This window comes from Streptomyces sp. NPDC046215 (assembly GCF_040646215.1).
In the GTDB taxonomy this organism is placed as follows: Bacteria; Actinomycetota; Actinomycetes; order Streptomycetales; family Streptomycetaceae; genus Streptomyces; species Streptomyces stramineus.
In genome coordinates, this window is sequence record NZ_JBEYZW010000061.1 from 16,509 (window position 1) to 43,320 (window position 26,812).

The 26,812-nt window shown below is 72.0% G+C and carries 26 protein-coding genes and 1 tRNA gene; 16 read left to right on the forward strand and 11 right to left on the reverse strand.

The features are described from left to right. The first annotated feature begins 114 nt into the window (after nt 1-114). Nucleotides 115-2,004 carry a tetratricopeptide repeat protein gene (locus ABZ951_RS23700; protein ID WP_344091644.1) on the forward strand — a complete coding sequence of 630 codons (1,890 nt, stop codon included), beginning with the start codon at nt 115-117 and terminating at the stop codon, nt 2,002-2,004. A gap of 67 nt (nt 2,005-2,071) precedes the next feature. Then, nucleotides 2,072-2,145 (forward strand) — tRNA-Met (locus ABZ951_RS23705). A gap of 90 nt (nt 2,146-2,235) precedes the next feature. Here the strand turns inward: ABZ951_RS23705 and ABZ951_RS23710 are convergent. Continuing rightward, nucleotides 2,236-2,652, reverse strand: a complete 417-nt coding sequence (locus tag ABZ951_RS23710; RefSeq protein WP_344091642.1) for a Fur family transcriptional regulator — start codon at nt 2,650-2,652, stop codon at nt 2,236-2,238. A gap of 159 nt (nt 2,653-2,811) precedes the next feature. Here ABZ951_RS23710 and ABZ951_RS23715 point away from each other — a divergent pair, with 159 nt between their 5' ends. Continuing rightward, the gene (locus tag ABZ951_RS23715) at nt 2,812-4,287 is read left to right on the forward strand and encodes a catalase (protein WP_344091640.1); all 1,476 of its coding nucleotides are present in this window, start codon (nt 2,812-2,814) and stop codon (nt 4,285-4,287) included. Nucleotides 4,288-4,441: 154 nt separating this feature from the next. On the opposite strand, the gene ABZ951_RS23720 is transcribed toward ABZ951_RS23715, so the two are convergent. After that, nucleotides 4,442-4,843, reverse strand: a complete 402-nt coding sequence (locus tag ABZ951_RS23720; protein WP_344091638.1) for a CBS domain-containing protein — start codon at nt 4,841-4,843, stop codon at nt 4,442-4,444. A gap of 225 nt (nt 4,844-5,068) precedes the next feature. After that, a complete protein-coding gene (gene hisN / locus ABZ951_RS23725; RefSeq protein ID WP_344091635.1) occupies nt 5,069-5,863 on the reverse strand; it encodes a histidinol-phosphatase in 795 nt (264 codons plus the stop codon). A 126-nt stretch (nt 5,864-5,989) separates the two neighbouring features. Between hisN and ABZ951_RS23730 the strand changes: the two genes are divergently transcribed. From ABZ951_RS23730 to ABZ951_RS23750, 5 genes are all read left to right on the forward strand, one after another. Further along, nucleotides 5,990-6,625, forward strand: a complete 636-nt coding sequence (locus ABZ951_RS23730) for a TetR family transcriptional regulator (protein WP_344091633.1) — start codon at nt 5,990-5,992, stop codon at nt 6,623-6,625. 283 nt (nt 6,626-6,908) lie between these two features. Then, the gene (locus ABZ951_RS23735) at nt 6,909-7,874 is read left to right on the forward strand and encodes a DMT family transporter (protein ID WP_344091631.1); all 966 of its coding nucleotides are present in this window, start codon (nt 6,909-6,911) and stop codon (nt 7,872-7,874) included. Nucleotides 7,875-8,107: 233 nt separating this feature from the next. Further along, the gene (locus ABZ951_RS23740; RefSeq protein WP_344091629.1) at nt 8,108-9,367 is read left to right on the forward strand and encodes an ATP-grasp domain-containing protein; all 1,260 of its coding nucleotides are present in this window, start codon (nt 8,108-8,110) and stop codon (nt 9,365-9,367) included. 83 nt (nt 9,368-9,450) lie between these two features. Further along, on the forward strand, nt 9,451-10,038 hold the full coding sequence (locus tag ABZ951_RS23745; RefSeq protein WP_344091627.1) for an RNA polymerase sigma factor: 588 nt from the start codon (nt 9,451-9,453) through the stop codon (nt 10,036-10,038). Next, nucleotides 10,035-10,853: an MGMT family protein gene (locus tag ABZ951_RS23750; RefSeq protein ID WP_344091625.1), complete on the forward strand. Its 819-nt coding sequence runs from the start codon at nt 10,035-10,037 to the stop codon at nt 10,851-10,853. Before ABZ951_RS23745 ends, ABZ951_RS23750 begins: the two co-directional genes overlap by 4 nt. A gap of 95 nt (nt 10,854-10,948) precedes the next feature. Here ABZ951_RS23750 and ABZ951_RS23755 read toward each other — a convergent pair whose 3' ends face one another. From ABZ951_RS23755 to ABZ951_RS23790, 8 genes are all read right to left on the reverse strand, one after another. Continuing rightward, nucleotides 10,949-11,611 carry a LysE family translocator gene (locus ABZ951_RS23755; protein WP_344091623.1) on the reverse strand — a complete coding sequence of 221 codons (663 nt, stop codon included), beginning with the start codon at nt 11,609-11,611 and terminating at the stop codon, nt 10,949-10,951. 115 nt (nt 11,612-11,726) lie between these two features. Further along, nucleotides 11,727-12,047: a Rieske (2Fe-2S) protein gene (locus ABZ951_RS23760; protein WP_344091621.1), complete on the reverse strand. Its 321-nt coding sequence runs from the start codon at nt 12,045-12,047 to the stop codon at nt 11,727-11,729. After that, nucleotides 12,044-13,465 (reverse strand): iron-containing redox enzyme family protein, encoded by a 1,422-nt coding sequence (locus ABZ951_RS23765; protein ID WP_344091619.1) that lies wholly within the window; start codon nt 13,463-13,465, stop codon nt 12,044-12,046. The genes ABZ951_RS23760 and ABZ951_RS23765 overlap by 4 nt, the downstream gene beginning before the upstream one ends. A gap of 59 nt (nt 13,466-13,524) precedes the next feature. Then, nucleotides 13,525-14,610: a 50S ribosomal protein L11 methyltransferase gene (locus ABZ951_RS23770; protein WP_344091616.1), complete on the reverse strand. Its 1,086-nt coding sequence runs from the start codon at nt 14,608-14,610 to the stop codon at nt 13,525-13,527. A 449-nt stretch (nt 14,611-15,059) separates the two neighbouring features. Then, complete coding sequence (locus ABZ951_RS23775) at nt 15,060-15,383, reverse strand: multidrug efflux SMR transporter (protein ID WP_344091613.1); 324 nt, start codon at nt 15,381-15,383, stop codon at nt 15,060-15,062. 100 nt (nt 15,384-15,483) lie between these two features. Beyond that, on the reverse strand, nt 15,484-16,497 hold the full coding sequence (gene rsgA / locus ABZ951_RS23780) for a ribosome small subunit-dependent GTPase A (protein WP_344091611.1): 1,014 nt from the start codon (nt 16,495-16,497) through the stop codon (nt 15,484-15,486). Between the two features lie 16 nt (nt 16,498-16,513). Next, nucleotides 16,514-17,890 (reverse strand): 3-phosphoshikimate 1-carboxyvinyltransferase, encoded by a 1,377-nt coding sequence (gene aroA / locus ABZ951_RS23785; protein WP_344091609.1) that lies wholly within the window; start codon nt 17,888-17,890, stop codon nt 16,514-16,516. A gap of 27 nt (nt 17,891-17,917) precedes the next feature. Beyond that, nucleotides 17,918-18,631, reverse strand: coding sequence for a M50 family metallopeptidase (locus ABZ951_RS23790; RefSeq protein WP_344091607.1), 714 nt, complete (start codon nt 18,629-18,631; stop codon nt 17,918-17,920). 40 nt (nt 18,632-18,671) lie between these two features. Here ABZ951_RS23790 and ABZ951_RS23795 point away from each other — a divergent pair, with 40 nt between their 5' ends. The 8 genes from ABZ951_RS23795 (at nt 18,672) to def (ending at nt 26,755) form a co-directional block, all read left to right on the forward strand. Then, on the forward strand, nt 18,672-19,523 hold the full coding sequence (locus tag ABZ951_RS23795) for an SOS response-associated peptidase (protein WP_344091605.1): 852 nt from the start codon (nt 18,672-18,674) through the stop codon (nt 19,521-19,523). Between the two features lie 497 nt (nt 19,524-20,020). Continuing rightward, the gene (locus ABZ951_RS23800) at nt 20,021-20,647 is read left to right on the forward strand and encodes an alpha/beta family hydrolase (protein ID WP_344098187.1); all 627 of its coding nucleotides are present in this window, start codon (nt 20,021-20,023) and stop codon (nt 20,645-20,647) included. Nucleotides 20,648-20,938: 291 nt separating this feature from the next. Continuing rightward, nucleotides 20,939-21,619, forward strand: a complete 681-nt coding sequence (locus ABZ951_RS23805; protein WP_344098189.1) for a sigma-70 family RNA polymerase sigma factor — start codon at nt 20,939-20,941, stop codon at nt 21,617-21,619. Beyond that, nucleotides 21,616-21,963, forward strand: coding sequence for a mycothiol system anti-sigma-R factor (gene rsrA / locus ABZ951_RS23810; protein WP_344098188.1), 348 nt, complete (start codon nt 21,616-21,618; stop codon nt 21,961-21,963). Before ABZ951_RS23805 ends, rsrA begins: the two co-directional genes overlap by 4 nt. 244 nt (nt 21,964-22,207) lie before the next feature. Continuing rightward, the gene (locus ABZ951_RS23815; protein WP_361280634.1) at nt 22,208-23,545 is read left to right on the forward strand and encodes an HD-GYP domain-containing protein; all 1,338 of its coding nucleotides are present in this window, start codon (nt 22,208-22,210) and stop codon (nt 23,543-23,545) included. Continuing rightward, nucleotides 23,542-24,780, forward strand: coding sequence for an HD domain-containing protein (locus ABZ951_RS23820; protein ID WP_344091734.1), 1,239 nt, complete (start codon nt 23,542-23,544; stop codon nt 24,778-24,780). The genes ABZ951_RS23815 and ABZ951_RS23820 overlap by 4 nt, the downstream gene beginning before the upstream one ends. 284 nt (nt 24,781-25,064) lie before the next feature. Then, nucleotides 25,065-26,051, forward strand: a complete 987-nt coding sequence (locus ABZ951_RS23825; RefSeq protein ID WP_344091737.1) for a hypothetical protein — start codon at nt 25,065-25,067, stop codon at nt 26,049-26,051. Nucleotides 26,052-26,125: 74 nt separating this feature from the next. Further along, entirely contained in the window at nt 26,126-26,755 is a 630-nt protein-coding gene (gene def / locus ABZ951_RS23830; protein ID WP_344091740.1) for a peptide deformylase, read from the forward strand. Nucleotides 26,756-26,812 lie beyond the last annotated feature (57 nt).

Here is a 26,812-nt window from a genome sequence, read left to right on the forward strand (position 1 = left end):
CTGTGGAGAGTTTGGAGCCCCGTCGTGTCGGGAAGTCGGGAAGTCGACAAAACGCTGAAGTGACCTCACTGGCTGCGGTATACCAGGTGTACGCGGGTTGCGGGTGGTGCGACGATGGGGCTTATGGGGGACAGGACGAGGCTGTGGGAGACACACCGGCTTGTAGAGGCTCCCGGTAGCGGGAGCGAACAGGAACTTCCGGCATACGGCCCCGAGGGCGCGGACGCCGCCGACGCGGGCGACCCCGCGGACCTTGAGCTCGAGACGGCCCGTCGCCGTGCCATGGAGAGCGGCGACCCCGCGGCGCTGAGCATGCTCGGCGCGCTCCTGCTGCGCCGTGGCGACCTCGACGGCGCCGAGCGCCACCTCCGGGCCGCCACGGCCGACGGCGACCGCTCCGCCGCCAACAACCTCGGCGTGCTCGTACACCAGCGGGGCTACGCCGACGAGGCCGCCGGCTGGTGGCGCATCGCCGCCGTCGCGGGCTCCGCGGCCGCCGCCCACGCGCTCGGCCGCTACCACCGCGAGCGCGGCGACGAGCCGGCCGCCGAGTACTGGCTGCGCCAGTCGGCGGAATCCGGGCACGCTCTCGGCGCCTACGCCCTCGCCGACCTGCTGGAGCACCGCAGTGATGTCGGTGCCGAGCGCTGGTTCCGGGCCGCCGCCGAGCGGGGGCACCGCGAGGCCGCGTACCGCCTGGCGCGCATCCTGGACGGCCGGGCGCCGCGGCCCCGCTCCGGCGGCCTCGGCGGGGCCCTGGGCCCCGGCGGGGTGGAGACCTCGGTCCGCGAGCTGCGGGCCGCCGCCGCGGACGGGCGTGAGGGCACCGGCCCGGCGCGCGAGGCCGAGCAGTGGTACCGGCAGGCGGCCGCCCGCGGCCACCGGCGCGCCGCCCTGCACCTGGGCACGCTCCTGGAGGCCCGCGGGGAGACGCAGGAGGCCGCCCGCTGGTACCTGACCTCCGCCAAGGACGGCGAGGCCCGTGCCGCGTGCGCGCTCGGCTTCCTGCTGCGCGACGCCGGTGACACCGACAGCGCCGCGGTCTGGTGGCGCCGCGCCGCCCAGGACGGCGACGGCAACGCCGCCAACGCCCTGGGCGCCCTGCACGCCGACCGGGGCGAGCCGGGCGAGGCGGAGCGCTGGTACCGCGCCGCGCTGGAGGCGGGGGACATCAACGGCGCGTACAACCTCGGGCTGCTCTGCGCCGCCCAGAACCGCACCTCGCAGGCCGAGCAGTGGTACCGCCGCGCGGCCTACGCCGGGCACCGGGAGGCGGCCAACGCGCTGGCCGTCCTGCTGCTCCAAGGGGGTGATGCGGCCGGCGCCGAGCCGTGGTTCTCCAAGGCGGCCGAGGCGGGCAGCGTCGACGCCGCCTTCAACCTGGGCATCCTCTACGCCGGCCGCGACGAGGACCGCATGGCCTTCCAGTGGTACGAGCGCGCCGCCACCGCCGGGCACACCGACGCCGCCCTTCAGGTCGCCATGGCCCTGATGCGGGACGGTGACGAGGAGGCGGCGGAGCGCCATCTGCGGGTCGCGGTGCGCGGGGGCAACGCCGAGGCCGCGTTCCGGCTGGGGGCGCTGCTCGACCGTGACGACGACGCCCGGGAGGAGTGCGAGGAGTGGTACGGACGCGCCGCCCGGCAGGGACACCGCCGGGCCCAGGTGCGCCTCGGCATGCTCGTCGCCGAGCGCGGCGACGTGGTCGAGGCGGCGCACTGGTACCGCGAGGCCGCCGAGGCCGGCAGCCGCAACGGTGCCTTCAACCTCGGTCTGCTGCTCGCCCGGGAGGGCAGTGAGCCCGAAGCGGCCCTGTGGTGGGCCCGTGCCGCCGAGGCCGGACACGGGCGGGCGGCGCTGCGGCTCGCCCTCCTGGCGGCCCGGCGGGGCGATCTGACCGAGGGGCGTCACTGGTGCGACCGCGCCGTCGAGCTGGGCCCCGCGGAGGTCGCGGAGCGCGCGGCACGGCTGCGGGACGCGCTGCAGCAGGAGCTGTCGGCATGAGGGCTTCCGGGCTTCCCGGAAGCCGTTTGCCATGGTCGCTACCGCCGGGTTAAGGTTGGGTCAACGACGCGGGGTGGAGCAGCTCGGTAGCTCGCTGGGCTCATAACCCAGAGGTCGCAGGTTCAAATCCTGTCCCCGCTACTCGGTACGAAGGCCCGGATCCTTACAGGATCCGGGCCTTCGTCATTCCCGTGTCCCTGCGGGCCCCGGGGCGGCGGAGGCCGCCCCGGCTCACCCCGCGGCGCAGTTCGGGCACACGCCCCGGTAGGTCACCTCGACGGCCGCCACCTGGAAGCCGAAGCGCTCGGACACCGGGAGCTCCGCGAGGAGGTCACCCGAAGGGTGGACGTCGCGGATCGTGCCGCACTGGGAGCACACCAGGTGCTGGTGCGCGTGGTGCGCGTTCGGGTCGTAGCGCTTGGCGCGCCGGTCCGTGCTCACCTCCATGATCTCGCCCAGGGAGACCAGCTCCCCAAGGGTGTTGTACACCGTCGCACGCGAGATCTCCGGCAGTAGCTCCGCCGCCTTGGCGTGTACTTCGTCCGCGGTGTAGTGCACGTGGTCCCCGTCGAGGACCTCGGCGACGACGCGTCGCTGTGCGGTCAGTCGCCAGCCGCGTCCCCGGAGCCGTTCCAGCAGGTCACTCATGCCATTCACCTATCAGTCAGATAGGACCAGCGTAGCAGCGGGCCCTGTCCACCCTTGGATCTGGTACTTACCTCACTTCCATCTTGACTTAGACTGAGTCCAATGTAGGATCGAGCTCGGCTCAGGCCAAGGTGGCAGGACGATTTGACGGAGGCGCACGTGTCGGTTCAGGACGAGGCCATTACCCGGACGGGTCCGCTGACCACGGAGTCCGGTGCTCCGGTCGCGGACAACCAGAACAGTGAGACCGCGGGCATCGGCGGTCCCGTCCTCATTCAGGACCAGTCGCTGCTCGAGAAGCTCGCGCACTTCAACCGGGAGCGGATCCCGGAGCGCGTCGTGCACGCTCGCGGCGCCGGCGCGTACGGCACCTTCACGCTCACCCGTGACGTGTCGCAGTGGACCCGGGCGAAGTTCCTCTCCGAGGTCGGCAAGCAGACCGAGACGTTCCTGAGGTTCTCCACCGTCGCCGGCAACCTCGGCTCGGCGGACGCGGTGCGCGACCCGCGCGGCTTCGCGCTGAAGTTCTACACCGAAGAGGGCAACTACGACCTCGTCGGCAACAACACCCCGGTGTTCTTCATCAAGGACGCCATCAAGTTCCCCGACTTCATCCACACCCAGAAGCGCGACCCGTACACCGGCTCGCAGGAGGCGGACAACGTCTGGGACTTCTGGGGGCTGTCGCCGGAGTCCACGCACCAGGTGACCTGGCTGTTCGGTGACCGTGGCATCCCGGCCACGCTGCGCCACATGAACGGCTACGGCTCGCACACCTACCAGTGGAACAACGAGGCCGGCGAGGTCTTCTGGGTCAAGTACCACTTCAAGACCGACCAGGGCATCAAGAACCTCACGACCGAAGAGGCCAACCAGCTCTCCGGCATGGACCCCGACAGTCACCAGCGTGATCTGCGCGAGTCGATCGAGCGCGGCGACTTCCCGTCCTGGACCGTGCAGGTGCAGATCATGCCCGCGGCCGAAGCGGCGACCTACCGCTTCAACCCGTTCGACCTCACCAGGGTGTGGCCGCACGCGGACTACCCGCCGATCGAGATCGGGAAGCTGGAGCTCAACCGCAACCCGGAGAACATCTTCGCCGAGGTGGAGCAGTCCATCTTCTCGCCGGCGCACTTCGTGCCGGGCATCGGCCCGTCCCCGGACAAGATGCTCCAGGGCCGGCTCTTCGCCTACGGCGACGCCCACCGGTACCGTGTCGGCATCAACGCCGACCACCTGCCGGTGAACCGCCCGCACGCCACCGAGGCGCGCACCAACAGCCGGGACGGCTACGCCTACGACGGGCGCCACGGCGGGGCCAAGAACTACGAGCCGAACAGCTTCGGCGGGCCGGCGGAGACGGGCCGGCCGCTGTGGCAGCCGATCTCCGTCACCGGCTACACGGGCACCACCACCGTCCCTTCGCACGCCGAGGACAACGACTTCGTCCAGGCGGGCAACCTCTACCGGCTGATGTCGGAGGAGGAGAAGGGGCGTCTGATCGACAACCTCGCGGGCTTCATCGCCAAGGTGTCGCGTGACGACATCGCCGAGCGCGCGATCAACAACTTCCGCCAGGCGGATCCCGACTACGGCAAGCGGCTCGAAGCCGCGGTCCAGGCCCTGCGCGGCTGACCCCGGGCGGTCGGGGCCGCCACCGCTTCCGAGGGGTGGCGGCTCCGCCGTGGGGGTAGTCCCAACGGGCCGCTTGCCGTATTGACCCGGAGAGGCCGGACGCCAGTGGGCTCCGGCCTCTCCGGCTGCCCGGGCGCGGCCGGCCGTCGCCGATTCAGACCGGCAGCGCGCTCGCCGGCGACCGTGCGGGCACCAGACAGCGGATGATGTCGCGCACCGACACCACGCCGACCGGGCCCTCGCCGTCCAGGACGATCAGGTGCCGGAAACCGCCGCCGGTCATGGCGGACGCGGCTTCGTCCAGCGTCCACTCGGGGGCCGCGAAGACGACATCGGTCGTGGTGTGGGACTGGGCGGTCTCCCGGTCGGGGTCCTGGCCCGCCCCGACCGAGTTGAGTATGTCGCGCTCGGTGAGTATGCCGAGCACGCTGGTGTCGGGGTCGAAGACGACTGCCGCGCCTATCCTGCGCGCGGACATCAGCCGTGCCGCCTGTCGGAGGGTGTGTGCGGGACCGATGGTGAGGACCACCGTGCTCATGGCGTCGCGGACGAGCATGGTCGGAGCCACCTCCTTGATGGACCGTGAAACCCGAGCGGGCATTCACAAGTTCACAAGCATGGGCCACTCATCGTCACACGGTTGTCGGGGGCGCAACAAGGGGCGTACGGAGCTGGAATTCCGCTTCGACGCGCTCCCGTACCCGTGAATGAACGGAAGTGCGCCGAAGGCCACCCCCGACGCCAGATCATGCGGAAGCCGCGGACGGGGCCGGCGGCGGCGTCACGTGCGGAGGTAGCCCAGCAGCTCGTCATGGAGCAGGCCGTTCGACGCGGCGGCGTTGCCGCTGTGCGGTCCCGGGCGGCCGTCGAGTCCGGTGAAGCGGCCTCCGGCCTCCTCGACGATGACGACATTGGCCGCCATGTCCCACAGCGACAGCTCAGGCTCCGCGCAGATGTCCACGGATCCCTCGGCGACCATCATGTACGGCCAGAAGTCGCCGTAGCCGCGCGTCCGCCAGCAGTCGCGCGTCAGGTCCAGGAAGCCCGGCAGCATCCCGCGCTCCTCCCAGCCCGACAGCGAGGAGTACGCGAAGGACGCGTCCTCGATGCGCCCCACGTGCGACGTCTGCAGGCGGGTCGCCGACAGCAGGCTGCGTCCGGTGAAGGCGCCCGAGTCCTTCGCCGCCCACCAGCGCCGGCCCAGCGCCGGTGCCGACACCACGCCGACCACGGGCTCGAAGCCCCCGTCGATCTGCACCATCAGGGAGATCAGGGTGGCCCAGACCGGCACCCCGCGGACGTAGTTCTTGGTCCCGTCGATCGGGTCGATGACCCAGCGGCGCGGCCCGGTGCCGTCGCTGCCGAACTCCTCGCCCAGGACGGCGTCACGCGGACGGGCCCGCTGCAGATGGCCGCGGATCAGCTCCTCGGCGGCCTTGTCCGCCTCGCTCACCGGCGTCATGTCCGGTTTGGTCTCGACCTTGAGGTCGAGAGCCTTGAACCGGTCCATGGTCACCGCGTCGGCGGCATCCGCCAGAACGTGGGCCAGGCGCAGATCATCGTGGTAGTCGGACATGGCTGAACAGTACCTGTGGCCACGGCCTGTGCAGCTGCGGCCCGCCCGGGACTCTTGACACCGTCTGGCGGCACGTCAATTCTGTGGCCACTACCGCCGTGCGGTGGCACGGCCGGGGAGGCGACGATGCCTGCGGCACGAGAGCTCTTGCTGGACGCGGCCTTCGAGGCGCTGGGCGCCCGGCCCTGGAACGGGGTCCGGATGGTCGACGTCGCGGCTGCCGCCGGAGTGTCCCGGCAGACGCTCTACAACGAGTTCGGCAGTAAGAACGGCCTCGCGCGCGCCCTGGTGCGCCGCGAGACGGAGGCGTTCCTCGCGGGGGTCGAGCGCGCCCTCGCGGAGGCGGCGGACGACGCGGGCGCGGGGGAGCGGTGTGCCGCGGCGGCGGGCTGGATCCTGCGGACGGCCCGCGCCAACCCCCTGGTGCGGGCCGCGCTGACCGGGTGCCGCGGCGAGCGCCTCCCGGCGGCAGCGGCCCCCGCCGTTCCCGCGCCGCGCACCCCGGCCGGGCCCCGGGTGCCGCGCGGCATCCCCACGCCGGGGGCGCTGGCCGTGGCGGTCCGTGACCGCGCGGTCCGGGCGGTCACGGGAGGCCCCGGGGTGCGGGACGCGGAGGCGGCGCTGTGGGCCTGTGAGACGGCGGTCCGGCTGACCCTTTCCTACGTGATCGCCCCCGCCGCCTCGGACGAGGACGCAACCCGACAAATCGCCCGCTTGGTCCGCGCCCTGATGGGTGATGACACGGCCGACGGGGTCACCTGAGCCGGTCGACAGCCGGCCGGTGCGGGTGCTGTTCGTCTCGCGGGGGCGAGGGCGGCCGCGTTCGCCGTTTTTGATCTCTGCCTCTGCGCCCCCACCCACCGGCCTCTGCGCCCCACCTACCGATTTTCCCGCCGTGCAACCGTCCCCGCGGGGCCGGTGTTAAAGGGGTGTGGGGCGGGGGCCCGTGGATCTTTCCACCGCGACAGCGCACGCTCATGACATCGGTCGTACGGGGAGGTCGCGGGTGAAAGACTCGATGCGTTCGGTCGGGCGCTGGGGCGCAATGGCAGGGCCCCTGCTCGTCCTCGCCTACTGCGTCATCAACTCCGTCAAGTCGGTGGTCGAGGGCGCCCTGGTCCAGGAACTCTCGCCGGAGTACTTGGCGTTCAACGAATTCGTGATCGCCCAGCTCTTCTACCTGGCCGTCTGCAAGGACAAGCCGGGGCTCGTGGGCGCTGTCCGCCGCTCCTGGCCGACGATCCTCGTCTTCAATGTGACGACCACCCTCAGCTGGGTCGCCGTCCTCTACGCCCTGGTGGTCTTCGAGCCGGTCGTGGCCAACTCGATCATCGTCGGCCTGGTGCCGACGATCACGATCGTGATGGGCATACGGCTCCGGTCGGGCGCCAAGGTGCTGCGGTGGGAGCTGGTCGCGGCGGCCGGCATCCTGGCCTCCTTGGTCTACCTGGCCATGGCGGCCTGGAGCGGTGAGTCGGGCATCGGCTCGCTGTCGACGGGCGAGTTCGTCTTCGGGTTGCTGACGTGCCTGGTCACCGCGGTGGCGGTCGCCGGGAACACCTTCTGCACCAAGCACCTCAGCCAGGCCGGCATGACGGTCGGTCAGATGATGGCCTGCCGCTTCGTCCTCCTGATCGCCGTCACCTTCGGCACCCTGCTGGTCCGGGATTCCTTCTCGCCGTACTCCGCGCACAACGTCCTGACGATCCTGGCGCTCAGCGGACTAGGGGTCATCACCTCCCTCTACCTCCTCCAGCAGGGCATCGTGCGGACCGAGGCCACGACCGTCTCCATGCTGTTCGGCACCAACCTCCTGATCACCTACGCGGCGCAGCTCTTCGACCCGAGGCTGGAGCGGTCCGGGGCGACGTTGACCGGCATCCTTCTCCTGTCGGCCTCCATGCTCCTGGGGGTGTGGGCACGGGCGAGGGCGGCGGCGAAGCCCGCGGCCGCCCCGGAGCCGGAGTCTCCGCAGCAGCCCCAGCCGGTGGGATCCACCGAGGCGACGTGACCCGCCGGCGGCCGGCCTGGCAGCACCGCCACCTTCCCACCCGTCCGATACCGACACGGTCCGATACCGACACCAGCCGCCCGCAATCCGCAGACCCGACACCAGCTGATTTCCCACCGGCAGACTGCTACGACCCGAGCCCCGCGAGCCGCGACCCGAGCCCCTCGACCCGAGTCCCGCGGCCCACTTCCCACGGCGCACCCGATCCTTCGTCCCCCACTGGAGTGTGAGACATGACGGACAACATCACCGGCCGGCCGATCGTGATCGTCGACCCCTTCTCATCGGGCGGGCTGTACGCCTCGGCGTTCGCGGCGGAGGGGCTGACGGCCGTCGCCGTCATCTCGTACCCCGAGATCCCGGCGGCCTATGCGGCCGCCTTCGAGCCCGGCGACTACACCGAAGTTCTCACTTACGACGGGGATTTCGGCGCCCTGGTGGCCCGGCTGCGGGCCCTCGACCCCCTCGGCGTGCTGCCGGGCACCGAGATCGCGGTGGAGTTCGCCGACGCCCTGGCCGCGGAGGTCACCCCCGGCCTGGCCAACGACGCCAAGCTCACCAGCGCCCGCCGCCACAAGTACGACATGGCCCGGGCCGTGGCCCGGGCCGGGCTGCCGGTGCTGCGGCAGATCGCCACCGACTCCGAGGAGGAGGTCGCCGCCTGGATCGAGGAGCAGGGGCTCGCCGGCCGCGACCTGGTGGTGAAACCCCCCAAGAGCGGCAGCACCGACGGTGTCACCCGCATCGCGGGCGGCGAGGGCTGGCAGGAGGCGTTCCGCGCCCAGCTGGGGCAGCTCAACCAATGGCAGGTGCTCAACGAACAGATGCTGGTGCAGGAGTACGCCGAGGGCACGGAGTACGTCATCGACGTCTTCAGCCACGCCGGCCGGCACACCGTCGCCGACATCTGCCGGTACCGGAAGATCTCCAACGGACCGCACATGGCCGTCTACGAATCCATGGACTGGGTCGACCCGGCCCAGCCCTTCGTCCCGGAGCTCATCCGCTATGTCGAAGGGGTCCTCGACGCCGTCGGCTTCCGCTTCGGCGCGGCGCATGTGGAGGTCATGCGGACGGCCGACGGGCCCCGGCTGATCGAGGTGAACGCCCGCCCGCACGGAGGGGGCCACCCCCAGTTCTGCCGGGCGGGGACGGGGGACAGCCAGGTCGACCGGGCGGCCCGCAGTTTCACCCGGCCCGAGACGATCCCCGACACCTACGAGCTGCGCCGGAATGTCCGGGTCGTCTTCCTGATGAGCCGGTCCGAGGGCGTGGTGCGCAACGCCGAGATCCTCGGCGCCATAGGTGAGCTGCCCAGCCACCACTTCTCCGCGGTCCACGTCCGCAACGGCGACCGGCTCACCGTCACCAAGGACCTGCTCAACACCATGGCCCTGGGCTTCGTGGTGCTCGTCCACGACGATCCGGCCCGCCTCCAGGCCGATCACGACACCGTGCGGAGGCTGGAGGGCGAGCTCATACTCGTCCCGTAAGGGCGGCCGTGTCCCCCGTGCCGGGGCCGCCGTCCGGTCCGGGCCCGTGCAACCGACGACGAATCCCCGGTGTTTCTGTGGTGATGAGCGAAAAGGACGGCCTCCTGGCCGACCGCTTGGCCATGGATGTGGACGACGGCTTCGCGGAGCTGGTCCGCCTGCATGCCTCCGCGGTCCGGATGTACCTGTTACGGCTCTCCGGCTCGGCCGCCGACGCCGACGACCTGGGACAGGACACCTTCCTGCGTGCCTACAAGGCCCTGCAGAGCTATTCGGCGGACCGCCGCCGCGCCCTGCGCCCCAGGGCCTGGCTGATGAGCATCGCCACCAATGTGTGGCGCAATGACGTCCGCGCGAAGTCCAGACGGCCGGTGTCGGCCGGGCGGGTGGAGGATTCCTCCGACACCTGGCCCGACCACCGGCCGGGCCCGGGGGAGCGCGCGGACACCGCCGCCGACCGAAGAGTGCTGGTCGGCGCGCTGGCCCAGCTGCCGGAGGCCTACCGGGTCGCCGTGGTGCTGCGCCATGTGGTGGGGATGAGCTACGCGGAGGTGGCCGAGGTCCAGGAATGCCCGGTCGGCACGGTCAAGGCCCAGGTGTCCCGGGGCCTCGGGCGGCTGCGGGAGCTGCTGAATCCGGAAGAGGTCACGCTCAGGGAGGTGACGATGTGAGCACAGGGACCGGAAGAACCGACGCGGACCCCGCCGGGTCCGGGCTGGAAGCCGCCCTGGCACGGCTCGGGGAGCGCTCGGAGCCGACCGACTTCGAGCTGAGGGTGCTGCGGCACGTAGGCGTACCGCAGAGCCGCTATGACGCGTACGCCCTCCTCGACGCACCGGCCGGCGGGCTGTACGTGGCACACGGCCCCGCCGGGGTGACAGGTGCCGCGCTGGGCGCCGAGGTGGCGGACGGCAGGGCGTTCGAGGAGCTGCACCGGGGGCGCACCGGCCGGGCGGCGATCCCCGCGGCGACACCACCGCCGGGGGTCCGAGGGGCCCTGCGCACCGGGCGGGCGAAGCAGCTGCGGATCGACCTGTCCGGTCTGACGCCGGTCGAGCGCTCGGTGCTCACCGCCGTCCGGGAGATTCCGCGCGGTCAGCTCCGTCCCGTCTCCTGGGTGGCCCGGGAGGCAGGGCTTCACGACGGCGAGCCGGTGCCGGAGGCCCTCGCCCGCAATCCCGTCCATCTGCTGGTGCCCTGCCACCGGGTCGCCCATGACGCCGGGCCGCCGTGCGATGCCGCCTACGGCCCCCGGGTGGGGGAGGCGCTACGGCGCGACGAAGGCATCGAGCCGGAGTACCTGCGGGATCTGCTCCGGGGGAACACCGTGTTCCTCGGCAGCGACACCACCCACATCTACTGCCATCCGACCTGCGCGCACGCGCGCCGGATCACCCCGCCGCACCGCGTGCCCTTCCGGACCGTCGGAGCGGCCCGGAGCGCCGGCTACCGCCCCTGCAAAAGCTGCCGGCCCCTCGCGGCATGAGAGGGCAGGCGCCAAGGAGACTCCCGAAGGAGGTGCCCCTCGTCACGCCACACCCATTCTTCGCCCCGCCCGATAAAGGACCCCGGTCCCTCGCCTCACCCGCTCAGGGCCAGCCGTACGGCGAAGGCGATGAAGACGACACCCGCTGTCCCCTCGAAGATCCGTTTGGCCCGGCCGGTCCGGGGCGCTGTCCGCCGCAGCGCCACCCGGCTCCGGGACAGATGGATCACCGAGATGACAAAGGTGAGCCAGAGCGCCGCCAGGCTCAGGTGGACGGCCGCCAGGACGGCCATGCTGCTGGTCCGCGGCGCGCCCTCGGGGACGAACTGCGGCAGGTACGCGAGGAGAAACAGCCCTACGTTGGGGTTGGTTCCCGTGCAGAGCAGCCCCAGGGTGAAATGGCGGCGGGCCGAGGGAGTGACGCCCTTGCCCGCGTCCGGGGCAGGTTCGTCGTCAGGCGCTGCGGGGCGGAGGGCGCCTTTGACCGCCAGCAGGCCCCAGGCGACCATGACGGCCGCGCCGCACCACTGGACGGCCGTGAACAGTGCGGGTTCGGCGCGCAGGATCAGCGAGACGCCGGTCAGGGCCAGCACACCGTGGATCACACCGGCGCTGATCATGCCGAGGGCGGCGGCCGCCGCCGGGCGCCAGCGGCCGGTTCGCAGCACCAGTTGCGCCGCCAGGGCCGAGTCCGGGCCCGGCGCGGCGATCAGCATCATCGAGGTGCCCAGGAAGAGGCCACTGACCACCTGAACCATCCGCTCTCCCTCCAGAGGCACGCACCGCCCCGCCCGTACAGGCCCCGTGCACAGGCCGTGTCCGGGGCCCGGTGAGCGTGGGCCCCGGACACGGGTCGTATACGGTGCGGCCCGTTCAGCCGGCCAGGTCCACGGACAGCGGCCGGTAGCTCAGACGGACGTCGGCCTCCGCGGTGCCGGGGAACACCGCGGTCACGGTGTCGCCGCTGCGAACGGCCGGGATTTCCTGGCGCATTCGGCTCATGGACGTCTTACGGGTGTGCCAGGGACACACCAGCCGGTTTCCCTCGGGTTCCAGAGTGGCCAGGTGCAGCGGTCCGCCGCGATGCGGGCAGGTGGCCCGCATGACGAATGACCCCTCGGAGGTGCGGGCGTAGACGTACGGTGTGCCGGCGATTTCCGCACAGTTTTCCCGGCCGGCCACCGAGAAGCTCACGACAGGCACTTCTTGTAATCCCCCACGGAGTGGATCTGGTAGACGCATTCGTCGGATTCGATGATGGCGCCGTGCAGCCGGTTCCGTTCGATGACGGTGCCCTCGCCCGCTTCCAGGATCTGGTACGAGTCGAAGCCGCTGACGAATTTCATCGTCCCGGAGACGATGTGGCAGAGCTCGTCACCCTCGTGGCTATGGGTGTTGGAGAGTTCCGCGTGCGGCTCGACGATATCGGCGACGGGCGCGGTGACCCGTCCGCTGGTGATCGCCTCCCATACCGGGGCGTGCAGCTTCTTGTTCTCCGGGCCGTTGTCCATCCAGGCGATCTGCCGGGCGAAGTCCTCGTCCGCGATGGTCTGGATGACGCGGTACTCCTCGATTCCCCGCACGATCTCGGGTATCACGCTCTCGCCGTGGGCCTCGATGAGGGGCTCGATCAGCTTTTCCAGTGCCATGCGCCCGTGGTGCTGGTCGATGTGCACGTGCTCGGTGAAGTACCGGGCGTCCACGCCGTCGCCGAAGACCTCGGTGAGCAGGGCGGCGGCACGGCGGCAGAAGTCCACCAGGGTGGCTTCGGTGTAGTACAAGGCGCCCACGTACCGGAAGAACAGTTCGTGGTTCTTCCCCAGGTAGTGGAAGTAATTGTTCACCATCAGGCTGCTGACGAGGTAGTACTGCCAGTACCGGTGGATGTCCGACTGCAGCCCTGCGGATTCCAGGGTCTGCTCGAAGAGCCGGCTGTGCTTGGTGTCGTGGACGCCGTAGCCGTATTCGTCGATGACTATCTTGAACCACTCCGACTGCGGCGCCCCGTAGTGGCCGAGCACGTTGCGGATCATCGGCGACGCCTCGGAGAGGAAGTCGGGGGCGAACTGGATCAGCCACATCCGGGCGGCCCGCTCGCGGTCGCCGGAGGAGAGGATGGCCTTCTCCGAGAGCGAGGGCTCAGCGGGGCTGTCGGCGTCCAGCGAGGTGATGTACGAGGCGAAGCTCTCCTTGGTCCACTTTCCCGAGACCTCCACCTCCTCGTCGAGGAAGCCGAAGGAGAAACGTTCCAGCGCGGGCCGGATCATTTCGCCCAGCGCGCGGTTGCCCGGGCTGTAGAACTGCCGGAAGTCCTCGTACTTGTCCTTGAGGCCGCCCTTGGGCAGGAACATGAGGTCGGCTTCATAGATGCTGGTGAGCAGCCGCTGGGCGGCGAGGCTGCTGTACTCCAGGATCCGGTCGCGCCCGGGCACCCGGTCGAAGTCCAGGTGCGGGAGAACCTGGGGGCGTAACTGCCGCCGGTAGGGGTTGTCGCTGTTCTCCCACTCCTCGTTGTCGAGGTAGATGGGGTTGGTCGCGTATCGCACGATCGCTTCGCGCAGCGCGTCGCCGTGCAGCTCGAACGGCTCGTACCGCGGGGGCTGGTAATTCATGGGATCCCGTCAATCTGTGCTGAGGAAAAAGGGGAACGGGCGATAGCGCCGAGCGCCCGTCAGGAAACGGACAGGTGCCAGTCGGTCCAGCCGAGTTCGGCGTCGAGGCGCCCGCCCGCGGTGACCGAGGTCGGCTTCTCGAACGGGACCAGCGCCTGCATCCAGTGGGAGTGGGCGTTCTCCGGCGCGTTGCGCAGGGTGATCCCCGCGCCCAGATCCATCTCGAACCACACCGCGAGCGCCTGCGCCTCACCGTCGGCGGTGGTCGGGATCGACACCGCTCTGCTGCCGGGTCCGAGCGACCCCGACACCAGGTCGAAGGCGGCGAGTTCCACGGGCGCGGACAGCGTCTCGTGCGGCCAGGTGGTGAGCCGCACCGGGAAGTGGCCCCGGGTGGCCGCGACGTTCATCAGCGAGACGTCGAAACCGTCGGCGGTGCTCACCCTGTTCAGCCCGGTGATCGCGTCGCTGCGGATCACCTGCCCGTACAGCCGGGCCGCCACGGGCATCATGACCCCGCCGGGGGCCAGCAGGTGGGCGCGGGCGTGCCGCACCGTGGGCAGCAGCCCCTCGCCGATCAGCCCGCAGTCGACGATCTCGGAGATGAGCACGTCGACGCGGCGCGGGAGTTCGCGCCCCACCACCAGCTCGGTCGACCTTTTGTTCAGCACGGTGATGCTGTCCGACATGCCGTGCTCGGCGATGATCTGCCGGGCTATTTCGGCGAGCAGGGGATTCGCCTCGCAGGTATAGACGTGCGAGGCCCCGGCCCGTACGGCGCCCATGGCCAGCAGCCCGGTGCCGGTGCCGATGTCCAGCACGGTGGCCCCGGCGGGGATCGTGCGCCGCACGGCCTCGCCCAGGGCTTCGTTGCGCTCGGTGTCGTTCAGCATCGCGAAATGCCAGCGTGGAACGGCGTTCCTGGCGATGTCGGCGATGAGCGTGGAATCGGGCCGGAGCCATTCCTGCGGGCGGGACAGAGCCTCCACGGAAGCGCCTATGAGGCGCTCTATCTCCTGAGCCTGTGTCTGTAATGCGGCCAGCGTCAGGCGTAAGCCCGGTGAGGTGTCGAGGATCGAACCGGTGGGGGAGCCGGACGCGGAGGCGTTCCTTTCGTCCGGCAGTTCAATGATGGTGCGACTCATGACGGGCGGTGCACACTCCTTCAGCCTACGTGCAAGACGTGCAATCCCTCGGGCAGCAGAGGGAGTTCGCCGAACGGTGGTACGCGAATTTCTCCGTGCGAAGAGCGACAGCGGGGGGTGCGTCCGGGGGCGAGGGACGGGATGCGACGGCGGTATTCGGCGGGCGGTATTCGACGGGCGGTATTCGTCAGGGCGCACGAGCAGAGGGGCAACGAGCGGCGGGAAGCGAACGCCGTGGGTTCGACTTCATATCCGCTGCCGAGAGCGGCGGACGGCTCATGCCGGATTGTCGACGGTGATCAGCACGGTGCGGGGCTGCTACGCGGGTGCCGGCCGGGCTCCGCGTATGTCGAGGAGGTTACATGGACGAGAGCCACGTCACAGTGGCACAGGTCACACGCATGTGCGAGTGGGTGCTCGGCGCCCGGACCGCGGCGCCCCCGGGCGGCTCAGTGCGACGAGCCGGACAGCTGGAGCCCGATGACGCCGACGATCACGAAGGAGATCGACACGATCTTGAGCGTGGACACCAGGTCGTCCAGGAAGACCATGCCGTAGATCGCCGTGCCGGCCGCCCCGATGCCCGTCCACACGGCGTAGGCCGGGCCGACGTCCAGCTTCTTCAGAGAGAGCGTCAGCAGCCCGAAGCTGCCGAGCGCGAAGCAGGCGAAGGCGATGGTCGGCCAGAGCCTGGTGAAGCCGTGCGAGAGCTTGAGGCAGACGGCGAAGCCGGTTTCCAGCAGCCCGGCGACCACGACCAGCAGCCACGCCATCAGTTTGCCTCCCGTTGCTCGGCGACATGAGCGGCGACCGCCGTCCGTCCCGGTGTGCTTGTTGCACTTGCCGCTCACGGTCACTGGCAAACGTAGGCGATCAATCGCCTTCGCGCCGCTCCCGGGTCGCGAGCAGCCGCCGCAGGGAGTAGAGCCGCTGCGGATCGGCGTGCCCGTCGGCCACCCACTGGTCCAGCGCGCAGCCCTGCTCGTCGTGACTGCACGCGCGCGGGCAGCCTTCCGTGCCGGGCTCCAGGTCGGGGAAGGCGTGGATGACGCGCGAGGGGTCCACGTGGTGGAGCCCGAAGGACCGCACGCCCGGGGTGTCGATGACCCAGCCCGAGCCGCCGGGCAGGGGCAGCGCGAGCGCCGAGGTCGTGGTGTGCCGGCCCCGGCCCGTGACGGCGTTGACGTGACCGGTGGCCCGCTGCCGCTCGACGAGGGCGTTGACGAGGGTGGTCTTGCCGACGCCGGAGTGCCCGACGAAGGCGGTGACCCGGCCGGCCAGCCGCTCGCGGACCCGCTCGGCGGCGGAGTCCGCCCCGGTGGCGGTCAGCTCCTCACGGCTGGTGACGACGTGCGGGACGCCCAGCGCACCGTAGGCCTCCAGCAGCTTCTCCGCCGGGGCGAGGTCCGACTTCGTCAGGACGAGCAGCGGCTCCAGCCCGGCGTCGTACGCGGCGACCAGGCAGCGGTCGATCAGGCGCGGCCGCGGCTCGGGGTCGGCCAGGGCGGTGACGATGGCGAGCTGGTCGGCGTTGGCGACGACGACCCGCTCGTAGGGGTCGTCGTCGTCGGCCGTCCGGCGCAGCACGGACGAGCGCTCCTCGACGCGGACGATGCGGGCCAGGGTGTCCTTGGCGCCGCTGAGGTCGCCGACCACCGCGACCCGGTCACCGACCACTGCTCCCTTGCGCCCCAGCTCGCGCGCCTTCATCGCGATGATCGTGCGGTCCTCGACGAGGACGTGCAGCCGCCCGCGGTCCACGGTGAGGACGAAGCCCTCGGCGGCGTCCTCGTGCTTGGGGCGGATGGTGGTGCGGGGCCGGTTGCCCTTGCGGTTGGGGCGGACGCGGATGTCGTCCTCGTCGGGGTTCTTGCCGTAGCGACGCATGGTGCTCTTGTTTCTCTCAGGCTCTCGGCACCGTCGTGGCCCCCGGCACCGGCCCGAGCATCCCCGTCCACAGCTCCGGGAAGTCGGGGAGGGTCTTGGCGGTGGTCGCGACGTTCTCCACCTGGACGCCCTCGACGGCCAGGCCGATGACGGCGGCGGCGGTGGCCAGCCGGTGGTCCTCGTAGGTGTGGAAGACGCCGCCGTGCAGGGGGCGCGGGCGGATGCGCAGCCCGTCGGCGGTCTCGGTGACGTCGCCGCCGAGCTCGTTGATCTCCTTGGCCAGGGCGGCCAGCCGGTCCGTCTCGTGCAGCCGCAGGTGCGCGATGCCGTGCAGGACGGACTCGGAGTCGGCGAGCGCGGCGACCGCGGCGATCACCGGGGTGAGCTCCCCGACCTCGTGCAGGTCGGCGTCGATGCCGGTGATGCGGCCCGTGCCGGTGAAGGTCAGGCCCTCCTCGGTCAGCTCGCAGGAGCCGCCCATGGCGGTGAAGATGTCGCGCAGCGCGTCGCCCGGCTGGGTGGTGTGCTCGGGCCAGTCGGGGATGGTGACCCGGCCGCCGGTGACCAGGGCGGCCGCCAGGAACGGTGCCGCGTTCGACAGGTCGGGCTCCACCACGATGTCCCGGCCGAGCAGGGCGCTGGGGGAGACCCGCCAGACGTTCGGCTCGCCGCCGGACTCCGGGGTGTCGACCTGGGCGCCGGCCATCCGCAGCATGTCCACGGTCATCCGGATGTGCGGCATCGACGGCAGCACGGCGCCGGTGTGCCGGACCTCGACGCCCTGGTTGAAGCGCGGGCCCGAGAGCAGCAGCGCGCTGACGAACTGGGAGGACGAGGACGCGTCGATCTCGACCGTCCCGCCGTCCAGGGCGCCGCCGCCGTGCACGGTCAGGGGGAGCGCGCCGCGCTCGTTGTCGTCTATGCGGGCGCCCAGGGCGCGCAGCGCGTCGATCACGCCGTGCAGGGGGCGCTCGTAGCTGCGCGGGTCGCCGTCGAAGCGGATGGGGCCGTCGGCGAGGGTGGCCACGGGCGGCAGGAAGCGCATGACCGTGCCGGCGTTGCCGACGTCGACGGTGGCCGGGCCGTGCAGCCGGGCGGGGATGACGCGCCAGGCCTCACCGGCGCCGGCGACGCTCGCGGTGGAGCCGGCGTCACTGGAGGAGGAGACCGTCTCCTCGATGCCGACGCCGAGGGAGCGCAGCGCCTCGGCCATCAGCAGGGTGTCGCGGGAGCGGAGCGGGCGGCGCACCCAGCCGGGCTCGGCGGCCAGGGCGGCCAGCACGAGCGCGCGGTTGGTGACGGATTTCGAACCGGGCACGGTGACGGTCGCGTCGACGGCCCCAGTCGCGAGGGGGGCAGGCCAAAGGTCGGTGTGCACGGGGCTCTCGGTCATGTCTTTACCTTAGTGGCTCTTACCGGGTCACAGCCCGAGCAGCCAGCGGCCCCCTCCGGTCAGGGCGCACAGCGAGATGACGTGGAAGAAGCCCAGCCAGACCACGGCGGGGACGTTGGTGAGCCGGGCCAGCTGATCGGCGTCGGAGTCCGGGGCCCCGCCGTGGCGGCGCTTGCCCTGGAGCTCGAAGGCCGGCCGGACGCCGCCCAGCAGCAGGAACCAGACGACTCCGTACGCGAAAAGCGCCTGGACAGCCGGGCCGGCCAGCCAGGAGACGAGGACGAACGCGGCGCCGCTGACCACCACGGTCAGCATGCCGAAGGCGTTGCGGACCATGACCAGCAGGGCGGCGAGCAGGGCGGTGGCGCCCCACAGCAGGGCCGTGATGTGCCCGGCCGCCAGCAGCCAGGCCCCCGCCAGGCCGAGCAGCGAAGCGGCCGGATAGCCCGCCAGGGCGGTCAGGATCATGCCGATTCCGGCCGGTTTTCCTCGCGAGACGGTCAGACCGGAGGTGTCGGAGTGCAGCCGGATGCCCTCCAGGCGGCGGCCGCTGAGCAGGGCCACGAGCCCGTGGCCGCCCTCGTGGGCGATGGTGATCGCGTTGCGGGTGATCAGCCACAGGCCGCGCGGGGCCACCGCCGCCAGCGCGACGACCCCGGTGACGATCACCAGCCAGGTCGCGGGGTCGGGCTGGGTCGCGACCACGCGGTCCCACAGGTCGGTCGCGTTGGTGCTGTCCATTTGTGCGCGGCTCCTCGGAGGTCCGTGGCAGGGTGACGATATGTGTGGTCGATACGCGGCGAGCCGCAGCCCCGAGGATCTCGTGGAGCTGTTCGGGGTCGAGACATGGGAACCGGCGGAGACGCTCGCCCCGGACTGGAACGTGGCGCCGACGAAGAGCGTGTACGCCGTGCTCGAACGTCCTCTGAAAGACGCCGCCGATCGGCGTCCGGTTCGCCAGCTGCGCGCGCTGCGCTGGGGATTGGTCCCGTCATGGGCGAAATCTCCCGAGGGTGCGGCGAAGATGATCAACGCGCGGGCGGAGACGGTCCACGAGAAGCCGTCCTTTCGGCAGGCGTTCGAGTCACGGCGCTGCCTGATACCGGCCGACGGCTACTTCGAGTGGGTCACCGGGGCGGCGGAGCGGGAGCTGGAGGAGCGGGGCCGGAAGAAGCGCTCCCGGAAACAGCCGTATTTCGTGACGCCCGTCGACGGTTCCGTCCTGGCGATGGCCGGGCTGTACGAGTTCTGGCGCGATCCGGCGCTGCCGGGGGATCACCCGCGGGCGTGGTGGGTGACGTGCTCGGTGATTACTACGGAGGCGTCGCCCGAGCCGTTCGCCTCCGGCGGGGGGTCCGGGGGCGGCGAGCCCGAGCCCGAGTCCGAGCCCGAGGCGGGGCCGGGGTCTTTGGCGGAGATTCATCCGAGGATGCCGGTGGTGCTGCCGCCGGAGCGGTGGAGTGCGTGGCTGGATCCGGCGCGCAGGTCGGCGGAGGAGCTGCTGGGGTTGCTGGACGTGCCGGCCTCGGGGGTGCGGGCTTATCCGGTGGGGACGGCGGTCAGTGACGTGCGGAATAACGGGCCGGAGCTGGTGGTGGAACTGGCGGCGCCGGAGGAGGCGACGCTGTTCTGAGGGGGTGGGGGGGTGTTCCCCTGACCCGCCCCTTCCCGAAACCGGGGGCAGGCCCCCGGGCCCCCTTTGCCCTCAAGCGCCGGGCGGGCTGGGTGGGGTGTCGGCCGGGGGGAGTCCGCGGGTCCCTGCTGCCCTCAAGCGTCGGGCGGGCTGAGTGGGTGCGCCGGCCGGGTGAGCCCGCGGGTCCCCGTCGCTCTCAAACGCCGAGCGGGCTCAATCAGGCTGTGTGGGCAGGCGCCCGGCCCGGCAGCGACCGGCCCGGCAGGCCCCGGGCCCCCATTCGCCCCCCCGGCGCGGGCCCGCGCCGCCCCCCGTCGGGCGGGGCGTCGCCCTCCCCGGGCGGGGCGTCGGCCCCCCGACGGGCCGTCGGCCACCCCCGGACAAGGGCGTCCGCCTCCCCCGGACAAGGGCGTCGGCCACCCCCCAGACGGGGCTCCGGCCCTCCGAACAGGGCGTCGGCCACCCTCCCCCGGACGGGGCTCCGGCAAAATGGGGCCGTGATCGACACTCTCCCCACCCCCGTCGGCGACGCCCGTCTTCACTGGTATTCCGCCTCCGCGCCCCGGCTCGTGCTCGCGCTCGGGCATGGGGCCGGTGGGGGTGTCGAGGCCCGTGATCTGCTGGCGCTCGCCGGTGCCCTGCCGTCGCGCGGTGTCACGGTCGCCCTCGTCGAGCAGCCCTGGCGGGTCGCGGGCAAGAAGGTCGCCCCCGCGCCCAGGACGCTGGACGCCGCCTGGGCCGCCCTGTGGCCCGCGCTCGCCGCGGCCGGGCCGCCCGTCGTCGCCGGCGGGCGCAGCGCGGGAGCCCGGGTCGCCTGCCGGACCGGGCGCGAGCTGGGCGCCGTCGGCGTCCTCGCCCTGAGTTTTCCGCTGCACCCGCCCGGCAAGCCGGAGAAGTCCCGGGCGGACGAGCTCACCGGCGCGGGCCTGCCGACCCTCGTCGTCCAGGGCGCGAAGGACCCCTTCGGGCGGCCGGAGGAGTTCCCGCCGGGCATCCGCCCGGTGTCCGTGCCGGACGCCGACCACGGCTTCGCGGTGCCCAAACGTGCCCCCGCCGGCCAGGAGGGGGCGCTGACGGTGATCACCGAAGCCGTCGCCGACTGGCTCACGGCGCTCCCCGTCTGACCCGTTCGGCCGGAGACCGCGTGGAGTTCCCCGCACCGGGAATGCGACACCGGGCGTCACTGTTGTGCAAGTCGTCATTGAGTACTGGTAAGGCACTGGCACGACAGAGGAATGGGAGCTCGCCGCATGGGTTCGACCGCATGCCTGTCCCGCCCGCAGACGGCCGACGTGGAGTGGTCGGCACTGCATGTGGCGCAGCCCGCCCCTGCTGGAGCGGCGGACGGGCGGGATCGTCGTCTATTCTCCGATTCGAGCGGTTCCGCGTCGGGTTCCGCCACGGTGTTGGAGGAGGTGGGTCCGGTCACTGGGACCGACGAGGGGACCGATGACGGCACCACCCGTGCCGAGAGTGCCGCCGAGCGCAACGCCCGCTTCGAGCGGGACGCGCTCACCTTCCTCGACCAGATGTACTCGGCCGCCCTCCGCATGACGCGCAACCCCGCCGACGCGGAGGACCTGGTGCAGGAGACGTACGCCAAGGCGTACGCGTCGTTCCACCAGTTCCGTGACGGTACGAATCTCAAGGCGTGGCTGTACCGCATCCTGACCAACACGTTCATCAACTCCTACCGCAAGAAGCAGCGCGAGCCGCTGCGCAGCGCGTCGGAGGAGATCGAGGACTGGCAGCTGGCCCGCGCCGAGTCGCACATGTCGACCGGTCTGCGCTCCGCCGAGTCCCAGGCTCTGGACCACCTGCCCGACTCCGATGTCAAGGAGGCCCTTCAGGCCATCCCCGAGGAATTCCGCATAGCGGTGTACCTCGCGGACGTCGAGGGCTTTGCGTACAAGGAGATCGCGGACATCATGGGTACGCCCATCGGCACGGTCATGTCCCGGCTGCACCGGGGCCGCCGCCAGCTGCGCGGCATGCTGGAGGACTATGCCCGCGATCGCGGTCTGGTCCCGGCCGGCACCGCCCCGGCGCCGAATGGTTCCGACGAGTCGCACAATCGGAAAGGCTCGGACTCATGAGCTGCGGAGAGCCGCACGAGACGGACTGCTCTGAAGTCCTCGATCATCTCTACGAATTCCTCGATCACGAGATGCCCGACGGTGACTGCGCCAAGTTCGAGGTGCACATCGACGAGTGCAACCCCTGCCTGGAGAAGTACGGCCTGGAGCAGGCGGTGAAGAAGCTTGTCAAGCGCTGCTGCGGCCACGACGACGTTCCCGCCGACCTCCGGTCCAAGGTCATGGGCCGGATCGAGCTGATCCGTGCCGGGCAGGCGGTGCCCGAGCAGGACGTCGTGGCCGAGGCGCGGGCGGCCGAGGCCGCCGGTGCCGCGGAGGCCGCACGCACGGTCCCCCAGGACTGACGAGGCGCCCGGCGCGAGCGCCGAGGCCCTGGCGACACCGGAGAACCGGAGCCCCCGGCCCCCCCGGTCCGCCGGTTTTCCGGCGGGAAACACCCTCCCCCGGGAACATCACCCGAAGGTGTGCAACCGCTCGGTAGCAGCGGGGTAATACCCCCATGCGCCGTTCCCCGGGCTTTTCCGGAGCCTATTCTCCCCTTCCTGACGGCAAGCTTGCCGCGACCCGACGGGACGGGAAGGACGCGCGATGGGGGCACTTCCGACGGCGGGGCGTGCCTGCGTCGCCTTCGCCGTACTCGCCGCGGCGGTGTGCGCCGCTCCCGCCGCCCGGCCCGGCGCGGCCGTCCCGTGGGCCGCGGCCGGCCTGCTCGCCGCGGTCTGCGCCGTCTGTGAGCGGCTGCCCCGCCGCACCCTGACCCTCCCCGTGCTGCTCGCCGGGGCGTTCCTGCTGCCACCGGCCGCCGCCGGGCTCGTCGCCGTGCCGGGCGCGCTCGCCGGCCGGGTGGGCAAGCGCCCGGCGGGGGCCCGGCGGGTGTGGCACGCGGCCCGGCTCGCGCTCGCCGCCTCCACCGCCTCGTACGTCTTCGCGCTCGGCACCGGCCCGTCCCCGGGCGTGCCCGGCTGCCCCGGGGCCCTGCCCGCGGCGCTGGCCGCGGCCCTCGCCTTCTCGCTCGTGGCCGCCGCCCTCGACGGCGCCATCCGGGTCGCCGCCGAGGGCCGATCCCCGCGCGCGGCCTGGGGCGGCCTGCTGCCGGCCGCCCTGCTGCCGGCCCTGGTGTACGGGCCGACGGGGCTGATGACGGCGGTGCTGTGGCGCAGCGCCTACGGGCCCGTCGCCGCGCTGCTCGTCCTGCTGCCGATGTCGGTCTCCTCCTGGTTCCTGGACCGCTACGAGCGCGAGCGCGCCGCCCACCAGGCGACGATCCGGGCGCTGGTGCAGGCCGTCGACCTCAAGGACCGCTACACGCGCGGCCACAGCGAGCGCGTGGGGCGCGCCTCGGTGCTGATCGCCCGGGAGCTGGGCATGGCCGGCGAGCGGCTCGAAGCCCTGCGCTTCGCCGGCATCCTCCACGACGTCGGCAAACTCGGCATCCCCACCCGGCTGTTGCGCAAGGACGGCCCGCTGACGCCCGAGGAGCGGCGGGTCATCGAGCTCCACCCCGAGTACGGGCACGAGATGGTGCGGGGCATCGGCTTCCTGGACGAGGCCCGGGCGGCGATCCTGCACCACCACGAGCGGCTGGACGGCAGCGGCTACCCCTACGGCCTGAAGGGTCATCAGATTCCGCAGTTCGCCCGGATCGTGGCCGTCGCCGACGCGTTCGACGCCATGACCTCCACCCGCAGTTACAGCCGCGCCCGGCCCGTGCCCGCCGCCGTCGCGGAGCTCCACCGGTGCTCCGGCACCCAGTTCGACCCCCGGATGGTGGAGGCGCTGGCGGACGCGCTCGACCGCCACGGCTGGCACCCCGTGGTCACCTCGGACGGCTCGTCGCTCACGGAATGCATAATTCTGCCCAGCGGAAACGTCCCTCCTGCCCGGAATTCGGTCACCGGATCGACTCGTCACGGGGGTGAGGGATGAGCGCACGCCCGAACGGCGCAGGCGCCGTCCGCTGTGTGCACGCCACCGCGGCGGCCGTCGCCGTGGCCGGATTCGCCTGGACCGCCCGGCACGGCGTCGCCCAGCCGCAAGTGGCCCTCGCCTTCGGCGCATTGATCGCCCTCGGCGAGGCGGTCCGGGGGCGCGCGGGCGCCGGGGGCCGGGAGACCGCGCCCGTCGGCGCCGCCGGGGCGCTCGCCTACGCCCTGCTCGGCGAGGTCGGCGGCGCGCCCGCCACCCACGGCACGCCCCAGGTGGTCGCCGTCGTCCTGGCCGCGACGCTCGCCGGCGCACTCGGCCGTCCGCCCGCGCGCGACCACCTGGCGCGCCGCCTGCTCACCACCGCCTTCGCCGCCACCTGCTTCCAGCCCCTGCACAACGCCGGCACGCTCGACCACTGGCCCGCCCGCGGCCCGTACTACGCGCCGTGCCTGCTGCTCCTCCTGGCGCTGACGGCCCTGTGCGACGCCGTGCTCGCCGCCGTCCTCGCCCGGGGGCGCGAGGGCGGCTCCTACGGAACGGCGCTCCGGGACGAGCTGCGGGCCCTGCCCGGCATCGGCACGGCGATCTGCGCGACCGGCGTCGTCATGGCGCTCGCCGTGGCCGTCGCCGGCCTCTGGGCGCTGCCGGTGTTCTGCCTGCCGCTGCTGCTCACCCAGCTGTCCTTCCGCCGCTACACGGCCGTCCGGGCCACCTGCCACCAGACCGTCGCCTCGCTCGCCCGCTCCACGGAGATCGCGGGGCACACCCCCGCCGGGCACGCCCGCCGGGTCGCCGCCCTGAGCCGGGCCACCGGCCGTGAGCTGGGCCTGGCCGAGGCGGACCTCACCGTTCTGGAGTACGCGGCCCTCATGCACGACATCGGCCAGCTCTCGCTCCTGGACCCCGTGCCCGCCGGGGCGACGGAGCCGCTGCCGCCCGCCGAGCGGCGCCGCATCGCCCAGCTGGGCGGGGCGGTCGTGCGGCAGACCGGCGTGCACAGCGATGTCGCGGTCGTCGTGGAACGCCAGGCGGATCCCTACCGTGACCAGCCGCTCACGGCGCGCATCGTGCGGACCGTCAATGCCTTCGACGACCTGACCGGTGACATCGGGTGCGGGCCCCTGCGCGCCCTGGAGCGGCTGCGCCTGGCCACGGCGCGTGATCACGACCCCCGGGTCGTGGAAGCCCTGGCCAGGGTCCTGGCCCGCGGTGCCCCCGCTCCCACGGGCCGGTGAGCCGCCCGCGGGGGCCCGGCGGGTACGGGGCCGGCGGGCTGAACCCACGGGTAATGAGCGGGCGTCCAAAGGGGCATGGTTGGATGCGAAGAGAAGAGAAAAAGCGGCTCCACGGGGAGAACGCGGACTACGGGGGGTGTCAGGCGCGCCGCCGTCGGCAAGGAGGTCTGGTGGGCGCAGCTTCCCGGAGCAAGTGAGATGTGGCAGGTTGTCGTCAGGGAGGACGGCGGCCGTCACCTGGGTCATCGGGCGTGGTCGCACGCAGAAACCGGCAGGCGGGAATCGTGAGGATCTTCGGCAAGGTACGGCATCGGCCTTCCGCCTCGTGGCGGCAGGCCACCGACCGCGCTTTCACTTTGATCGGCGACGGCCGGTACGAGGACGCGGGCGCGCTGCTGACCCGCGCCGCCGACATGGAGCCCTGGCTGTCCGAGTCGTGGTTCAACCTCGCCCTGCTCCACAAGTTCCGGCACGACTGGGAGCAGGCCCGCGCCGCCGGGCTGCGGGCCGTGGCGCTGCTGGACCGCGAGACGGGCGCCCCCGACTGGTGGAACGTGGGCATCGCCGCCACCGCCCTGCAGGACTGGCCGCTGGCCCGCCGCGCCTGGCAGGCGTACGGGCTGCGGGTCCCGGGCGAGGGCACCCCGGCCGGTGAGCCGGTCGGCATGGAGCTGGGCAGTGCGGCCGTGCGCCTCTCCCCGGAGGGCGAGGCGGAGGTCGTGTGGGGCCGCCGGCTGGACCCGGCCCGGATGGAGGTCCTATCCATCCCGCTGCCGTCCTCCGGGCGCCGCTGGGGCGAGGTCGTCCTGCACGACGGCGTCCCGCACGGCGAGCGGGTCACCGCCGCCGGGCCCTCCTACCCCGTCTTCGACGAGATCGAGCTGTGGGCGCCCTCGCCGGTGCCGACCTGGGTCGTCCTCCTGGAGGCCGCCACCGAGACCGACCGGGACGCCCTGGAGCGGCTCGCCGCCGACGCGGGCTTCGCCGCCGAGGACTGGTCCTCGTCCGTGCGGCTGCTGTGCCGCACGTGCTCCGAGAGCCGGATGCCCAGCGACGAGGGCGACGGCGAGCACCTGGACCCCCACGACCACAGCGAGCCGGGCCACCCGGGCCCCCTCGGCCACCGCACGGCCGGTTCCGGCTCCCTGTGGGTGCCCGAGCGCGAGTGCGGCATCGCCGCGCCGCCCGGCCTCGTCAGGGGCCTGCTGGACGGCTGGGTGGCGGACAGCCCCGATACGCGCGAGTGGCGGGATCTCGAGGAAGTCTGCTGACGGCGACGGGTGCCCCTTACCCTGTATAGGCACCGTTTTTGGGTTTGGGTTTTGAGAGAGGCATAACGGCGGACATGGCGCAGCAAGAGACTGAGCAGCCGGTGAACAGCGAGTTCATCGTGGACACCGAGGACTGCGAGGCGCGCGAGCTCGCGCACCGCGAGCGCGGCACCTCCCGCCCGATCACGGTCGTCGGCAACCCCGTCCTGCACCGCGAGTGCAAGGACGTCACCGAGTTCGACGAGAAGCTCGCGCAGCTCATCGACGACATGTTCGCCAGCCAGAAGACCGCCGAGGGCGTGGGCCTGGCCGCGAACCAGATCGGTGTCGACCTGAAGGTCTTCGTCTACGACTGCCCCGACGACGAGGGCGTCCGCCACACCGGCGCGATCTGCAACCCCGTCCTGGACGAGCTCCCCGCCGGCCGGCGGGTCCTGGACGACTCCAACGAGGGCTGCCTGTCGGTCCCGACCGCCTACGCGGCCCTCGCCCGCCCCGACTACGCCGTGGTGCGCGGCCAGAACGCCAAGGGCGAGCCCATCGCGATCGAGGGCACCGGCTACTTCGCCCGCTGCCTCCAGCACGAGACCGACCACCTCTACGGCCGGCTCTACATCGACCGCCTCTCCAAGCGCGACCGCAAGGACGCGCTGAAGCAGATGGCGGAGGGCACCCCCCGCTACCCGATCGTCGAGAACGGCTGACCTCAGCCGCCGCGGGCTCCCCGGTGGAGGTCGACGTCGAGCCCGCCGACGCGACCG

What these genes read in the sequence shown, in the direction of transcription:
- ABZ951_RS23700 (WP_344091644.1), top strand. Translation starts at nt 115, where the DNA reads ATGGGGCTTATGGGGGACAGGACGAGGCTGTGGGAGACACACCGGCTT.
- ABZ951_RS23710 (WP_344091642.1), bottom strand. Translation starts at nt 2,652, where the DNA reads ATGAGTGACCTGCTGGAACGGCTCCGGGGACGCGGCTGGCGACTGACC.
- ABZ951_RS23720 (WP_344091638.1), bottom strand. Translation starts at nt 4,843, where the DNA reads ATGCTCGTCCGCGACGCCATGAGCACGGTGGTCCTCACCATCGGTCCC.
- hisN (WP_344091635.1), bottom strand. Translation starts at nt 5,863, where the DNA reads ATGTCCGACTACCACGATGATCTGCGCCTGGCCCACGTTCTGGCGGAT.
- ABZ951_RS23730 (WP_344091633.1), top strand. Translation starts at nt 5,990, where the DNA reads ATGCCTGCGGCACGAGAGCTCTTGCTGGACGCGGCCTTCGAGGCGCTG.
- ABZ951_RS23735 (WP_344091631.1), top strand. Translation starts at nt 6,909, where the DNA reads ATGGCAGGGCCCCTGCTCGTCCTCGCCTACTGCGTCATCAACTCCGTC.
- ABZ951_RS23740 (WP_344091629.1), top strand. Translation starts at nt 8,108, where the DNA reads ATGACGGACAACATCACCGGCCGGCCGATCGTGATCGTCGACCCCTTC.
- ABZ951_RS23745 (WP_344091627.1), top strand. Translation starts at nt 9,451, where the DNA reads ATGAGCGAAAAGGACGGCCTCCTGGCCGACCGCTTGGCCATGGATGTG.
- ABZ951_RS23755 (WP_344091623.1), bottom strand. Translation starts at nt 11,611, where the DNA reads ATGGTTCAGGTGGTCAGTGGCCTCTTCCTGGGCACCTCGATGATGCTG.
- ABZ951_RS23765 (WP_344091619.1), bottom strand. Translation starts at nt 13,465, where the DNA reads ATGAATTACCAGCCCCCGCGGTACGAGCCGTTCGAGCTGCACGGCGAC.
- ABZ951_RS23770 (WP_344091616.1), bottom strand. Translation starts at nt 14,610, where the DNA reads ATGAGTCGCACCATCATTGAACTGCCGGACGAAAGGAACGCCTCCGCG.
- ABZ951_RS23775 (WP_344091613.1), bottom strand. Translation starts at nt 15,383, where the DNA reads ATGGCGTGGCTGCTGGTCGTGGTCGCCGGGCTGCTGGAAACCGGCTTC.
- rsgA (WP_344091611.1), bottom strand. Translation starts at nt 16,497, where the DNA reads ATGCGTCGCTACGGCAAGAACCCCGACGAGGACGACATCCGCGTCCGC.
- aroA (WP_344091609.1), bottom strand. Translation starts at nt 17,890, where the DNA reads ATGACCGAGAGCCCCGTGCACACCGACCTTTGGCCTGCCCCCCTCGCG.
- ABZ951_RS23790 (WP_344091607.1), bottom strand. Translation starts at nt 18,631, where the DNA reads ATGGACAGCACCAACGCGACCGACCTGTGGGACCGCGTGGTCGCGACC.
- ABZ951_RS23795 (WP_344091605.1), top strand. Translation starts at nt 18,672, where the DNA reads ATGTGTGGTCGATACGCGGCGAGCCGCAGCCCCGAGGATCTCGTGGAG.
- rsrA (WP_344098188.1), top strand. Translation starts at nt 21,616, where the DNA reads ATGAGCTGCGGAGAGCCGCACGAGACGGACTGCTCTGAAGTCCTCGAT.
- ABZ951_RS23815 (WP_361280634.1), top strand. Translation starts at nt 22,208, where the DNA reads ATGGGGGCACTTCCGACGGCGGGGCGTGCCTGCGTCGCCTTCGCCGTA.
- ABZ951_RS23820 (WP_344091734.1), top strand. Translation starts at nt 23,542, where the DNA reads ATGAGCGCACGCCCGAACGGCGCAGGCGCCGTCCGCTGTGTGCACGCC.
- def (WP_344091740.1), top strand. Translation starts at nt 26,126, where the DNA reads ATGGCGCAGCAAGAGACTGAGCAGCCGGTGAACAGCGAGTTCATCGTG.